The 14,484-nt window shown below is 58.9% G+C and carries 10 protein-coding genes; all 10 read left to right on the top strand.

Features of this window, described 5'->3' with window-relative positions:
• The first annotated feature begins 171 nt into the window (after positions 1-171).
• A complete protein-coding gene (locus tag BUB69_RS24890) occupies positions 172-1,692 on the top strand; it encodes an HET-C-related protein (RefSeq protein ID WP_073172045.1) in 1,521 nt (506 codons plus the stop codon).
• 107 nt (positions 1,693-1,799) lie between these two features.
• Positions 1,800-3,401 (top strand): ABC transporter substrate-binding protein, encoded by a 1,602-nt coding sequence (locus tag BUB69_RS24885; protein ID WP_073172041.1) that lies wholly within the window; start codon positions 1,800-1,802, stop codon positions 3,399-3,401.
• Between the two features lie 264 nt (positions 3,402-3,665).
• Positions 3,666-5,288, top strand: a complete 1,623-nt coding sequence (locus BUB69_RS24880; protein ID WP_073172038.1) for an ABC transporter substrate-binding protein — start codon at positions 3,666-3,668, stop codon at positions 5,286-5,288.
• 314 nt (positions 5,289-5,602) lie between these two features.
• Positions 5,603-7,201: an ABC transporter substrate-binding protein gene (locus tag BUB69_RS24875; RefSeq protein ID WP_073172036.1), complete on the top strand. Its 1,599-nt coding sequence runs from the start codon at positions 5,603-5,605 to the stop codon at positions 7,199-7,201.
• 168 nt (positions 7,202-7,369) lie between these two features.
• Positions 7,370-8,749 (top strand): OprD family porin, encoded by a 1,380-nt coding sequence (locus BUB69_RS24870; RefSeq protein ID WP_073172034.1) that lies wholly within the window; start codon positions 7,370-7,372, stop codon positions 8,747-8,749.
• A gap of 66 nt (positions 8,750-8,815) precedes the next feature.
• Complete coding sequence (locus tag BUB69_RS24865) at positions 8,816-10,411, top strand: ABC transporter substrate-binding protein (protein WP_073172032.1); 1,596 nt, start codon at positions 8,816-8,818, stop codon at positions 10,409-10,411.
• 71 nt (positions 10,412-10,482) lie between these two features.
• Positions 10,483-11,493 (top strand): ABC transporter permease subunit, encoded by a 1,011-nt coding sequence (locus tag BUB69_RS24860; protein ID WP_004887871.1) that lies wholly within the window; start codon positions 10,483-10,485, stop codon positions 11,491-11,493.
• A gap of 10 nt (positions 11,494-11,503) precedes the next feature.
• Positions 11,504-12,415, top strand: a complete 912-nt coding sequence (locus BUB69_RS24855; RefSeq protein WP_073172030.1) for an ABC transporter permease subunit — start codon at positions 11,504-11,506, stop codon at positions 12,413-12,415.
• A 10-nt stretch (positions 12,416-12,425) separates the two neighbouring features.
• Positions 12,426-13,394, top strand: coding sequence for an ABC transporter ATP-binding protein (locus BUB69_RS24850; protein ID WP_073172028.1), 969 nt, complete (start codon positions 12,426-12,428; stop codon positions 13,392-13,394).
• Positions 13,394-14,368, top strand: a complete 975-nt coding sequence (locus BUB69_RS24845; protein ID WP_073172026.1) for a peptide ABC transporter ATP-binding protein — start codon at positions 13,394-13,396, stop codon at positions 14,366-14,368. The genes BUB69_RS24850 and BUB69_RS24845 overlap by 1 nt, the downstream gene beginning before the upstream one ends.
• Positions 14,369-14,484 lie beyond the last annotated feature (116 nt).

Below are 14,484 nucleotides of genomic sequence, written 5' to 3'. Positions count from 1 at the left end.
ATGAGATCGCGCGTCTTCAGTGGTTGCGTACTGTTTGATAAGCAGCGGCTTCCTACAACATCTGCCGGATTGGCTGATTTCGCACCACTCCCCTGTCCGTAAAATCGAACGCTCTTCCCAATCGGGTATCGCTGCGCAGGCGAGCGCCTGCCTCACTTTCAGGAATCATGGATGAATCCTTCAGAACATAAGCCAGAACACCCCGAACCAATGGCCGCACCCATGCGCTTTGACGCGGGTGAAGGGGACGAACACAAACACACCCACAGTTCCATCGAAACAGTTTTGGAAGCTGCCGGTTTCAGGTATGACGAGATACGCGCCATCTACTACGGCAACTGGCTGCGCGACTATTCGCAGCTGGTCGATCCCAAGATCGTTCGCGCACCTGATATGCCCAAAAGCTTTCCTGACCTGCTGTCTCGCGACGCGCTGACGAAGATCGTCGACGTGCTGGCCGTGAAAGCCTTCACCGACCTGATGAAAACAGACCGGGCACGCTTCATCGTGACGCCGCAGCGCCTGGGCGTTTATCGCGCCAGTGAGCACATCGACAACCCCAGGGTGATCAACCCGAACCCCGCCGACCCGAAAGCACGCGATGCAGACTTCGATGACTGGCTTTTGCCTGACGATCCCGCCCTGCAGGTTGACCCCGACACGTCCATGAAGCGCTATATACAGCGGTCTGTAGACCTGATGACCACCGACCTGGACGTCGCCGTGCAGGCAGGCCCCTCTTCCACCGACGGGCTCAGAGCCCTGGGCGCCGCGCTGCATATACTCGAAGACTTCTTCGCTCACTCCAACTTCGTCGAACTGAGCCTGATCAAACTGGGCCATACCGATGTGCTGCCCTGGACCTCCGAAGCCGAGTGCAAACATCGCCTGCCACTGGTGACCGGCAGCTTTGGCGGCAGCGACATCATTGCCAGCCTCGCGGCTCCCCTTGGCAAGATCCTGTTTCCAACCGACAAAAAACCGTTTGAAGCGCTACAGCCAGGCGCTCGCTATGAGCGTGACCAGATCATTCAGATCCTGCTCGACGAACACCCGGACGAGCGATTGCTTCAGGGTTATGAAAGCTTCCTGACCGCCCGCGACGGCTGGGCGCAGCTTTCATTTTCCGAGCAGGTCGAGCGCTTCTACGCGTTCGTGGCGACACCGGGCCAACTCATTGGCAACGCCATGGGCGGCGTCATGCAGGGTTTGATGACGGTGCTAGGCAACAGCATCGACGACATGCAGACCGGGCTGGGCGATGACCCCAACACCAATGGTTCATCAGATCCGTCCCACTCTCAACTGGCCAAGGACCACGCTGAACATCCGCTGCACGACCTGGCTGCGCTGCTGGCAAGGCATGCCGTGCTTCAGGTAGGCAAAGCGGTGCTGGGGCAGTGGCAGGGTGCAGATGAGGCCGAACACCCTTCGCAGGTCGCGGCGCAATTCTTCACACATGCCATGGACACTGACTGGCAGGACACACTGGTCGGCAAGTGGGCCGAGGCCAATCCCGAACAGGTCAGGCGCGCGGCATTGAAGAGTGAACTGAATCAGCTTCAGCATCACATCAAGGACCATGCGACAGAGGCCCTGCAGCAATTCAAACAGGGCAGTGGCAGTTTTCTGGATACGTTCTTTGAAAGCACTTCACTGCCTGACCTGTGGAAAAAAATTACTCGCAAGTAAGATTTGTCCGATTCCGACCAAGTGCGGCACTATCGTGGTCCATCGGGTTGTCGACACCGTGCGTGACGACAACCCACCCGGTTATTGCCGTACTTCGCGAGGGCTCCATGGGACAAACCATTTTCAAACCGCTGCTCCTGTCCACCGCGCTGCTGGCCTGCGCGCCATTTGCTCAGGCAGCCAGCACCCTGGTGTATTGCTCCGAAGCAAGCCCGGCAGGCTTCGACCCCAGCCAGTACACCAGCGGCACCGACTTCGATGCCTCGGCCGAAACCGTCTTCAACCGCCTGACGCAATTCAAGCGTGGCGGTACCGAAGTGGAGCCTGGGCTGGCAACGAAATGGGAGAGTTCTGCGGATGGCCTGACCTACACCTTTCACCTGCGTGAGGGCGTGAAGTTCCATACCACGGACTATTTCAAACCGACCCGCACCTTTAACGCCGATGACGTGCTGTTCACCTTCAATCGTCTGCTGGACCCGAACCATCCGTTTCGCAAGGCTTACCCGTCCGAGTCGCCCTACTTCACCGACATGGGCCTCAACACCACGATAAAAAGTGTCGAGAAGGTCGATGCCCATACGGTCAGGTTCACGCTGAACAACACCGATGCCGCGTTCGTGCAGAACCTGGCCATGAGCTTTGCCTCCATTCAGTCCGCCGAATATGCCGACCAGTTGCTCAAGGAGGGCAAAGCCCAGGACCTCAACCAGAAGCCGATCGGCACAGGACCGTTCGTGTTCAAGCGTTACCAGAAAGACTCGCAGATTCGTTACGCAGGTAACACCGAGTACTGGAAGCCTGAAGACGTCAAAATCGACAACCTGATTTTCTCGATCAACAGCGATGCCGCCGTGCGGCTGCAGAAACTCAAGGCCGGGGAATGTCAGGTCAGCGGCTACCCTCGTCCGCAGGATATCGAAGAGGTCCAGAAGGACCCGAAGCTGAAGGTATTGAGTCAGCCAGGCTTCAACCTCGGTTTTCTGGCGTACAACGTGACCCACGCGCCGCTCGATCAGCTCAAGGTTCGTCAGGCGCTGGACATGGCCATCGACAAACAGGCCATCATCAAGGCGGTTTACCAGAGCGCAGGGCAACTGGCTGAAAACGCATTGCCGCCGGGCCAGTGGAGCTATGACCCGACGGTCAAGGACGCACCCCGCGACCTGACCAAGGCAAAGCAGTTGCTCAAGGAAGCCGGTGTGGCACCGGGCACGAAAATCGATCTGTGGGCGATGACGGTTCAACGCGCGTCCAACCCCAATGCGCGCATGTCGGCGCAGATGATCCAGTCCGACTGGGACAAGATCGGCATCAAGGCCAACATCGTCAGCTATGAATGGGGCGAGTACATCAAGCGCGCCAAGGCAGGCGAACACGACGCAATGATCTACGGCTGGACCGGTGACAACGGCGACCCGGACAACTGGCTCGGTGTGCTTTATAGCTGTGCAGCCGTCAAAGGCAGCAACTACGCTAAGTGGTGCGACCCGGCTTACGACAAGCTGGTACAGCAGGCCAAGCTCACGACAAACCGCGACGAACGCATAAAGCTGTATCAACAGGCCCAGCATATCCTCAAGGAACAGGTGCCGATCACGCCGATCGCCAACTCCAAGGTGTTCCAGCCAATGCGCAAGGAAGTGCAGGACTTCAAGATCAGCCCGTTCGGCCTGACACCCTTCTATGGGGTCAGCCTGAGCCAGTGAGGTAACAATCAAGGCCCCAACCGGGTGCATTTATGTAACCCGGTTGCGCCGCGATGGTGCACCAAATGTTTCTAAATACGACGCGCAAACGATCAAATGCGTCCAGAATTACACTTTCGCGACATTCGTGTACGATCGTGCCACTCTTTATTGCTTCTTTGGCGTCAACGTATTGCTTTGGGTATGGCCCCTGCATAAGTATCGGATGGATCGGCTCATGAGGTCGGTCCCTCTAATCAAAAAATGACAACAACTGAGGCCACCATGCTCAAAAAAGCGGTCATTCCGTTCCTAGTCGGCAGCGCTCTGCTCGCCAGCGCACCTTTCGCTCACGCAGCATCGAATCTGGTGTTCTGCTCCGAAGGCAGCCCTGCGGGCTTTGACCCGGCCCAGTACACCACCGGCACCGATTTCGATGCGTCGGCAGAGACCATGTTCAACCGTCTGGCCCAGTTCGAGCGTGGCGGCACCGCCGTTCAGCCAGGTCTGGCAACCAGCTGGGATATTTCTGACGACGTACTGACGTACACCTTCCACCTGCGCAAGGGCGTCAAGTTCCACACCACGCCTTACTTCAAGCCGACCCGCGACTTCAACGCCGATGACGTGCTGTTCACGTTCAACCGGATGATCGATTCGGACATGCCGTTCCGCAAGGCTGCCCCGACCGAGTTCCCGTACTTCACCGACATGGGCATGGACAAGAACATCGCCAAGATCGAGAAGGTCGACGACTACACCGTCAAGTTCGTACTGAACACCGTTGACGCGGCGTTCATCCAGAACCTGGCCATGAGCTTCGCCTCGATCCAGTCTGCCGAGTACGCCAACCAGCTGCTCAAGGAAGGCAAGGCTGCGGACATCAACCAGAAGCCGGTAGGCACTGGCCCGTTCGTGTTCAAGAGCTACCAGAAAGATTCCAACATCCGCTTCACCGGCAACAAGGATTACTGGAAGCCTGAAGACGTCAAGATCGACAACCTGATCTTCGCCATTACCACCGACCCGTCGGTGCGTATCCAGAAGCTCAAGAAAGGCGAATGCCAGATCACCGCCTATCCACGCCCGGCAGACCTTGAGCCACTCAAGGCCGACAAGAATCTGAAAATGCCTGATCAGGCTGGCTTCAACCTGGGTTACATCGCCTACAACGTGATGGACAAGATCAAGGGCGAAGACCGCGAGAACCCGCTGTCCCAGCTCAAGGTACGTCAGGCCCTGGACATGGCCGTCAACAAGCAGCAGATCATCGACTCGGTCTACCAGGGCGCAGGTCAACTGGCAGTCAACGCCATGCCGCCAACGCAGTGGTCCTACGACGACACCATCAAGGATGCCAAGTACGACCCTGAAAAAGCCAAGGCGCTGCTCAAGGAAGCCGGTATCAAGGAAGGCACCGAAATTACCCTGTGGGCAATGCCGGTCCAGCGTCCTTACAACCCGAACGCCAAACTGATGGCCGAGATGCTCCAGTCCGACTGGAAGAAGATCGGTATCAACGCGCGCATCGTCAGCTACGAGTGGGGCGAGTACATCAAGCGCGCCAAGAACGGCGAAAACGGCGCCATGCTGATTGGCTGGAGCGGCGACAATGGTGACCCGGACAACTGGCTCGGCACCCTGTTTGGCTGTGACGCCCTTAACGGCAACAACTTTGCCAAATGGTGTGACAAGCCTTACGACGCCATCATCAAGCAGGCCAAGGCAACACCTGATCAGGCCAAGCGCACCGAACTGTACAAACAGGCGCAACACCTCCTCAAGGACGCAGTGCCGATGACGCCTATCGCGCACTCGACGGTCTATCAGCCCATGAGCAACAAAGTGCAGGACTTCAAGATCAGCCCGTTCGGCTTGAACTCCTTCTACGGCGTGAGCGTGAAGTAAACGCGTCTGGACTGTGCTGTTCGTGCAGCACAGTCCACGCTCTTCCTGAACAAAAGAACGCTTTCGGGTAGCAGATAAAGTGCAACTAAAGGCACTAAGCCACTACCTCTAGAGATATTTCCTACACATCTTGAAGCCTGCAGGCCTATTTACCAGATGCCTTCGCCGACATACCGTCGCGAGGTGATGGCACAGGCAGGGAGCCCGCCATCATGGCCCGGCACCCGCAAGTATGGTGTGTTGTTCAGGTTATTGCCTTAAGGGCCTGTTAGTTACCGAGCCTGAGTGCTCATCCTTGAAGGATAGGGATCATCATGCGTAAAACTCTTGCGATGACGTCTTGCCTTGGCCTGAGTCTGCTTGCACTGACTCCATCGGCCAATGCCGCGAGCAATCTGGTGTTCTGTTCCGAAGCGAGCCCTGCGGGTTTTGATACTGCGCAGTACACCTCGGCCACCGACAATGATGCGGCCGAACCCATCTACAACCGTCTTTACGAATTCAAGCAGGGCGACACCACTGTCGTGCCCGCACTGGCAACCTCTGTCGACGTCTCGCCCGACGGGCTGGTCTACACCTTCCATCTGCGTCAGGGCGTGAAGTTTCACAGCAACCAGAACTTCAAGCCCAGCCGCGAGTTCAACGCCGATGACGTGCTGTTCACGTTCAATCGCATGCTCAAACCCGATCATCCGTTCCGCGTTGCCTATCCGACCGAGTTTCCTTACTTCACCGGCATGGGGCTGAACAAGAAGATCAAGTCGGTCGAAAAGACCGATCCGATGACAGTGGTCTTCACGCTGAACACCGTCGATGCCGCGTTCATTCAAAACATCTCGATGAACTTCGCCTCGATCCTGTCTGCCGAATACGCCGAACAATTAATGGCCAGCGGCAACGCACGCGACATCAACCAGCAGCCCATCGGCACGGGCCCGTTCGTATTCCAGCGTTACCAGAAGGACTCGCAGATTCGCTATCGCGGCAACAAGGAGTTCTGGGACCCGAGCCGGGTGAAGATCGACCAGCTGATTTTCGCAATCAATACCGACGCCTCGGTGCGCGTGCAGAAGCTGCGCAAGAACGAGTGCCAGGTCACGCTCAACCCGCGTCCGGCGGACCTCGAAGCGCTCAAGACCGACAAGGCGCTGAACGTCATGGAGCGTCCGGGCTTTAACCTCGGCTACATCTCCTACAACGTGCGCCATGAACCACTGGGCAACCTGCAGGTGCGCCAGGCGCTGGATATGGCAGTCAACAAGAAGGCAATCATCAGCGCGGTGTACCAGGGCGCAGGCCAACTGGCCGTCAACGCGATGCCGCCGACCCAATGGTCCTATGACGAGACCATTAAGGATGCGGCTTACGACCCGGAGAAAGCCAGGCAGATGCTGCGCGATGCGGGCGTCAAGGAAGGCACCGAGCTGACGCTGTGGGCCATGCCCGTGCAGCGTCCGTACAACCCCAACGCCAAGCTGATGGCTGAGATGCTTCAGTCCGACTGGGCCAAGGTGGGCATCAAGGTCAGGATCGTCAGTTACGAGTGGGGTGAATACCTCAAGCGCACCAAGAACGGCGAGCACGATATTTCGCTGATCGGCTGGACCGGTGACAACGGTGACCCGGACAACTGGTTGGGCACGCTTTACAGCTGCGCAGCCATTGGCGGCAACAACTACTCGATGTGGTGCGACGAAAAGTATGACGCTCTGATCAAGGCCGCCATCGCCACCACCGACCGCGAACAACGCACCGACCTCTACAAGCAGGCACAGCGTTATCTGAAAGAACAGGTGCCTATCACGCCCATCGCGCATTCGACGGTCAATCAGCCGTTGCGCAAAGAAGTCGAAGGCTTCCACGTCAGCCCGTTCGGTCGTAACAACTTTTCCGGCGTCAGCGTCGCCGACTAACTTCGATAACACTCGCGTATCGCCCTGCGCCGGTCTAGCGCAGGGCGATAGCGCCTGCGCCGTTCATAGGTTTCATCAATAACAAGGCAGGGCTCCAAGGCCCTGCATCACTAAAGCCAGACCTCAAAAAGCTGGCATTTATAAAAGTAGTAAAGGGAGCTGTACATCGTGAAAACAACCAGCACTGCATTATTGGCCTTGTCTCTTTCGTCCTTTGGCGCGATGGTTCAGGCAGAACCCGCCAGCCAGGCTTTCGTACCGACCGAGCTGAGTTCAAAGAATGCACAGGCTGAAGCCAATGGCTTCTTCGAAGACCAACACCTGACCGGGACCACCCGTAACTGGTACGCCAACGAACTGCGTCGTCGCGACAGCACGTTCTCCTACACCGAAGACGGTGTCAGGAAACAGACGCCACGTCGTATCAACTGGCAGCAAGGCACCATCGTCAACTACACCTCGGGTTACACCCAGGGCACCGTGGGTTTCTCCACCGAACTTGCGCTGTACAACGCCATTGCGCTGGACCGCGACACCGGCGACTTCGCTGGCAACTCCAACCGCACCCTGGCAGACAGCGACGGTGATGCCGTAGGCCAGTGGAGCAAGATGGGCCTGGGCAACGTCAAGGCGCGCGTCTCCAATACGGTACTGACGATGGGTCGCCAGTCGGTCAACACGCCGGTCATTGCCTTCATCGGCAACCGTGCGCTGCCATCCAGCTTCCAGGGTTTCGCCGTACAGAGCGATGAGTTCAACAACCTGTCCCTGCAGGCCGGCAGCTTCGACCGTGTTTCGCCGCGTATGGAACAGAGCCTGGACAAGTTCCGCTCCGAATACGGTGATCGCAGCCAGACCGCCGACCGTCTGGACATGTTCGGCGCTGACTACAAGCCAACCGACAGCCTGACCACCAGCTTCTACGCATCGAACCTGGAAGACTTCTGGCATCAGTACTACTTCGGCTTCACCCACGAAATCGGTGACAGCAAGGTCTTTGCACTGAGCAGCAACCTGAACTACTACAAGACCAAAGACGCCGGCCAGAGCAAACTGGGCGCCATCGACAACGACACCTACAGCTTGTCCTTCACCGGCACGCACAACGCCCACAGCGTGAGCATTGCTTACCAGGAAGTCGCCGGTAACGAGTACTTCGACTACGCCCACGACACCAACGCCATCTTCCTGGCCAACTCCCTGCTGTCGGACTTCAACGGCCCGAACGAAAAATCCCTGCAGATCGCCTATGTGCTGAACATGGCCGAGTACGGCGTACCAGGCCTGAAATTCAACATCTACCAGGCGCGCGGCTGGGATATCGACGGCACGCACTACAAGGGCACCGGCTACACCGACGTGTTGGCAATGGACGGCGAGACCCATTACGAGTACGGCATCGGCACGTCCTACTCCGTACAGTCGGGCCCGCTCAAGGCCACCGCGATTCGTGCGACCTACACCACCCACCGCGCCAGCGAAAACCAGGCTGATGGCAACATCAACGAATTCCGCCTGGTGACCACCATTCCATTCAACATTCTGTAAGCGATCGAGGAACGGCGGCTGATACCCCATCAGCCGCCGTTTCGCATTACATCAAGGAGGCTTCTATTGAAACTGCTATCGCTCCGCGCTTCTATGGCCATTGCGCTGCTCAGCGCTGCTGCAACTGTCTCGGCCAAACCGCTGGTGGTCTGTACAGAGGCCAGCCCTGAAGGTTTCGATATCGTGCAGTACACGACTGCCGTCACGGCAGACGCCTCGGCAGAAACCATTCTCGAACGCCTGGTCGCCTTTACGCCCGGCACCACCGACACGGTTCCAGGCCTCGCCGAGAGCTGGGACATCAGCCCCGACGGCATGACGTACACCTTCAAGCTACGCAAGGGTGTGAAGTTTCAGACCACCGACTATTTCAAACCCACCCGCGAAATGAACGCCGATGACGTGGTCTGGAGCTTCCAGCGACAACTGGACCCCAAGCACCCGTGGCACGCACTCTCGCTGGTCGGCTACCCTTATTTCGAGAGCATGGGCTTCCAGGACCTGCTCAAGAGCGTCGAGAAAGTCGACGACTCCACCGTCAAGTTCACCCTCACGCGCCCCGAGTCGCCGTTCCTGCGTGATCTGGCCATGCCGTTCACCTCGATTTACTCCGCCGAATACGCCGATCAGTTGCTCAAGAGCAACAAGACGGCCGAATTCAACAGCAAACCGATTGGCACAGGGCCGTTCATCCTGACGCGCTATGCCAAGGACGCTCAGGTCCGCTATAAAGCCAACCCTGATTACTGGAAGGGCAAAGTGCCCAGCGAAGTGCTGATCTTCGCCATCACGCTGGACAACAACACGCGCCTGCAAAAGCTCAAGGCCAATGAATGTCAGGTTGCGCTTTATCCAAAACCTGACGATATTGCCAACATCAAGGCTGACCCCAATCTCAAGATCGACGAGATGGAAGCCATGATGACCAGCTATGTTGCGATCAACACCTCGCACAAATACCTGAGCGATGTGCGTGTGCGACAGGCCATCAATCTGGCCTTCGACAAGAAGTCCTACATCAGGGCGCTGTTTGGTGAGGGCAAGGCCACTGAAGGCGTGGGGCCTTATCCGCCGACCATGATCGGCTACGACACCGACAGCAAGGCAACGCCTTACGACCCGGACAAGGCTCGCGCCCTGCTCAAGGAAGCTGGCGTACCCGAGGGTCAAGTGTTTACCCTGTTCGCCCGCAACGGCGGCGCGGTGACCAACCCCAACCCGATGGTGGGGGCACAGATGCTCCAGGCCGATCTGGCCAAGGTCGGCATCAAGATCGACATTCGCATCATGGAATGGGGCGAAATGCTCAAACGCGCCAAGAATGGCGAGCATGACATGGTCTTCGCAGGATGGGCCGGCGACAACGGCGACCCGGACAACTTCCTGACCCCCAACCTGAGCTGCGATGCGGCGAAGAATGGCGAGAACTATGCCCGCTGGTGCAACAAGGCGTTTGAAGAGGCAATCACCCAGGCTCGCAAAATGACCGAACCGAGCGAACGGGCTGCCCTCTATAAACAGGCTCAACACGTGTTCAATCAGGAACAGCCCTGGATCAGCCTGGCTTATCCAAAACTGTTCGTGGCAATGCGCAAAAATGTCGAAGGCTTTCATATCAGCCCGCTGACCAATAACAACTTCACCACGACCGGGGTGAAGTAGAAAAAACCACCGCCTGCGCTCCACAAGAGCAAGGGCGGTACGCCTGACCGGCTGATGAGGTACACCACAAGATGTTTAGTTTTATTGCCCGCCGGGTGGGGTTACTGATCCCCACCTTCTTCGGCATCACCTTGCTGACCTTCGCGCTGATTCGTCTGATTCCGGGCGACCCGGTGGAAGTCATGATGGGCGAGCGCCGGGTCGACCCGGAAATGCACGCTCAGGCCATGGAACGCCTCGGCCTTAACAAGCCGCTGTATGCCCAGTACATCGATTACATCGGCAAGCTCGCCCAGGGCGATCTCGGTGAATCGTTGCGTACGCGCACCAGCGTCTGGACTGAATTCACCTCGCTGTTCCCGGCAACCCTCGAGTTGTCGCTGGCAGCCCTGATCTTCGCAGGCGTGCTCGGGCTTCTGGCCGGCGTCATCGCGGCACTCAAGCGAGGGTCCCTGTTCGACCATGGGGTCATGGGAATTTCCCTCGCCGGTTACTCCATGCCGATCTTCTGGTGGGGCCTGATCCTCATCATGTTCTTCTCGGTTTCGCTGGGCTGGACGCCGGTGTCCGGGCGGATTGATCTGCTTTACGACATCCCTCCGGTGACCGGTTTCATGTTGATCGACACCCTGCTCAGCGATGAGCAAGGCGCGTTTCTCGACGCCCTGCATCACCTGATTCTTCCGGCCATCGTGCTGGGCACCATTCCGCTGGCGGTGATCGCCCGAATGACGCGCTCCTCGATGCTCGAAGTGCTGCGTGAAGACTATGTGCGCACAGCCAGAGCGAAGGGCCTGTCGCCTGCGCGCGTGGTGTTCGTCCACGGCCTGCGTAACGCCCTGATTCCGGTCCTGACCGTTTTCGGTCTGCAGATCGGCACCTTGCTGGCCGGTGCGGTACTGACCGAAACGATCTTCTCCTGGCCGGGCATCGGCAAGTGGCTGATCGAAGCCATCGGCGCCCGCGATTATCCGGTCGTGCAAAACGGCATCCTGCTGATCGCCTGCCTGGTGATCCTGGTCAACTTCGTGGTGGACATCCTCTACGGCTTTGCCAACCCACGCATCCGTCACCAGCGCTGAGATCATCGATATGAGCACACCTACTCCTTCGGTAGCAGTCGATCAAAGCCTGCTTTATCCGTCCCCGTACAAAGAGTTCTGGCAAGCGTTCTCCAAGAACAAGGGAGCCGTTGCCGGTCTGATCTTCATGATCATCATCGTGTTCTGCGCACTGTTCGCCCCCTGGGTTGCCCCGCATGACCCGAGCGAACAGTACCGCGACTTCCTGCTGACCCCGCCGGTCTGGCTGGAGGGCGGCCAATGGCAATTCATCCTCGGCACCGACGAGCTGGGCCGCGACCTGCTGTCGCGCCTGATTCAGGGCTCGCGTCTGTCGCTGATGATCGGCCTGTCTTCGGTGGTCATGTCGTTGATCCCCGGCATTCTGCTGGGCCTGCTGGCGGGTTTCTTCCCGCGCATTCTGGGTCCTTCGGTGATGCGCCTGATGGACATCATGCTCGCCCTGCCTTCGCTGCTGCTGGCAGTGGCCATCGTGGCGATCCTCGGCCCTGGCCTGATCAACACCGTGATCGCTATCGCGATCGTGTCGCTGCCGTCCTATGTCCGCCTGACCCGTGCTGCGGTGATGGGCGAACTGAACCGCGACTATGTAACCGCTGCGCGCCTGGCCGGTGCGACCCTGCCGCGCCTGATGTTCATCACTGTGCTGCCCAACTGCATGGCGCCGTTGATCGTTCAGGCCACCCTGAGCTTCTCGTCGGCAATTCTCGATGCTGCGGCACTGGGCTTCCTGGGCCTTGGCGTACAACCGCCGACGCCTGAGTGGGGCACCATGCTCGCCTCGGCCCGCGACTACATCGAACGCGCCTGGTGGGTCGTGAGCCTGCCCGGTCTGACCATTTTGCTCAGCGTGCTGGCAATCAACCTGATGGGCGACGGCCTGCGCGATGCGCTGGACCCGAAACTCAAGAACGCCGCCTGAGGAGATTCGTATGTCACTGCTTGAAATCAAGAATCTCAACGTCCGCTTTGGCGACGCCAAGGCTGTGCCCGTCGTGGATGGCCTGTCGCTGAGTGTCGAGAAAGGCGAAGTGCTGGCCATCGTAGGCGAGTCGGGTTCGGGTAAATCCGTGACCATGATGGCGCTGATGGGCCTGATCGATGCGCCTGGCATCATCACTGCCGACGCGCTCAACTTCGACGGCAAGGACCTGACCAAACTCAGCGCGCGCCAACGTCGCCGCATCATCGGCAAGGACCTGGCGATGGTGTTCCAGGACCCGATGACCGCGCTGAACCCCAGCTACACCGTGGGTTTTCAGATCGAGGAAGTCCTGCGTCAACATCTGGGCATGTCCGGCAAGGCGGCACGTCAGCGCGCACTGGAACTGCTGGAAAAGGTCGAGATCCCTGGCGCTGCCGCACGTCTGAATGCTTACCCGCATCAGCTGTCTGGCGGTATGAGCCAACGCGTCGCGATTGCCATGGCCATTGCGGGCGAGCCGAAACTGCTGATCGCTGACGAGCCGACCACCGCACTGGACGTGACCATCCAGGCGCAGATCATGGAATTGCTGCTGAGCCTGCAGAAAGAGCAGGACATGGCGCTGGTTCTGATCACCCACGATCTGGCCGTCGTCGCCGAAACCGCTCAGCGGGTCTGTGTGATGTACGCAGGCCAGGCCGTTGAAGTGGGCCAGGTGCCCGGTCTGTTCGATGTGCCTGCGCATCCGTACAGCGAAGCGCTGCTGGCGGCCATTCCGGAGCACAGCATGGGCGCCGAGCGTCTGGCGACCCTGCCGGGTATGGTTCCCGGTCGTTACGACCGTCCGCTGGGCTGCCTGCTCTCGCCGCGCTGCCCGTACGTGCAGGACAACTGCCGCGTCCAGCGTCCGGCGCTGGACCCCAAGGCTCACAGCCTTGCGCGTTGCTTCTATCCCTTGAATCAGGAGGTGGCGTAATGAGCGTCGTACTTACCGCCCGCGACCTTACCCGTCACTATGAAGTCTCTCGCGGACTGTTCAAGGGCACGGCGCTGGTGCGTGCCCTCAACGGCGTGTCTTTCGAACTGGAAGCAGGCAAGACCCTGGCGGTGGTGGGCGAATCCGGTTGTGGCAAATCCACGCTGGCACGCGCCCTGACACTGATCGAGGAGCCATCGTCTGGCTCGCTGAAGATCGCCGGACAGGAAGTGGCTGGCGCCAGCAAGGCCGAGCGCAAGCAGTTGCGCAAGGACGTGCAGATGGTGTTCCAGAGCCCGTATGCCTCGTTGAACCCGCGGCAGAAAATCGGTGATCAGCTCGGCGAGCCGCTGCTGATCAACACCAACCTGTCTGCGGCCGAACGCCGTGAGAAAGTGCAGGCGATGATGGCTCAGGTCGGCTTGCGTCCCGAGCACTATCAGCGCTATCCGCACATGTTCTCCGGCGGTCAGCGTCAGCGCATCGCACTGGCGCGGGCGATGATGTTGCAACCCAAGGTACTGGTGGCGGATGAGCCGACATCGGCACTGGACGTGTCGATTCAGGCACAGGTACTGAACCTGTTCATGGACCTGCAGCAGGAATTCAACACCGCCTATGTGTTCATCTCCCACAACCTGTCGGTGGTGCGTCATGTCGCCGACACCGTGCTGGTGATGTACCTGGGCCGGCCTGCGGAAATGGGTCCCAAGGACGAGATCTACAACCGTCCGCTGCACCCGTACACCCAGGCGCTGCTGTCAGCCACCCCGACCATCCATCCTGATCCGTTGAAACCCAAGATCAAGATCGTCGGCGAGCTGCCCAACCCGCTCAACCCGCCAAGCGGCTGCGCCTTCCACAAGCGCTGCCCATACGCAACCGAACGCTGCGCCACCGACGTACCGGAACTGCGTCTGGTCGACAACCGCCAGGTGGCTTGCCACTACGCGGAGCAGTTTGTCGCGGCGTGATTCTGCCTTGAAAAAATGGGGCGCATGCTCTGGCCCCATGTTTTACACAGGCATGACGGGATAAACACACGCCCTGAGGGAGGCGGCTTGCCGGCGATGCGCTCTTCAGCCACCCC

It is taken from the genome of Pseudomonas asturiensis, from assembly GCF_900143095.1.
Taxonomy (GTDB): domain Bacteria; phylum Pseudomonadota; class Gammaproteobacteria; order Pseudomonadales; family Pseudomonadaceae; genus Aquipseudomonas; species Aquipseudomonas asturiensis.
The sequence above is the reverse complement of the archived record's forward strand: the minus strand, read 5'-3'. Positions and strand labels throughout refer to the sequence as shown.

Excerpts from the sequence above, each read along its gene's own strand:
- BUB69_RS24890 (WP_073172045.1), top strand. The coding sequence starts at position 172 with ATGAATCCTTCAGAACATAAGCCAGAACACCCCGAACCAATGGCCGCA.
- BUB69_RS24885 (WP_073172041.1), top strand. The coding sequence starts at position 1,800 with ATGGGACAAACCATTTTCAAACCGCTGCTCCTGTCCACCGCGCTGCTG.
- BUB69_RS24880 (WP_073172038.1), top strand. The coding sequence starts at position 3,666 with ATGCTCAAAAAAGCGGTCATTCCGTTCCTAGTCGGCAGCGCTCTGCTC.
- BUB69_RS24875 (WP_073172036.1), top strand. The coding sequence starts at position 5,603 with ATGCGTAAAACTCTTGCGATGACGTCTTGCCTTGGCCTGAGTCTGCTT.
- BUB69_RS24860 (WP_004887871.1), top strand. The coding sequence starts at position 10,483 with ATGTTTAGTTTTATTGCCCGCCGGGTGGGGTTACTGATCCCCACCTTC.
- BUB69_RS24855 (WP_073172030.1), top strand. The coding sequence starts at position 11,504 with ATGAGCACACCTACTCCTTCGGTAGCAGTCGATCAAAGCCTGCTTTAT.
- BUB69_RS24850 (WP_073172028.1), top strand. The coding sequence starts at position 12,426 with ATGTCACTGCTTGAAATCAAGAATCTCAACGTCCGCTTTGGCGACGCC.
- BUB69_RS24845 (WP_073172026.1), top strand. The coding sequence starts at position 13,394 with ATGAGCGTCGTACTTACCGCCCGCGACCTTACCCGTCACTATGAAGTC.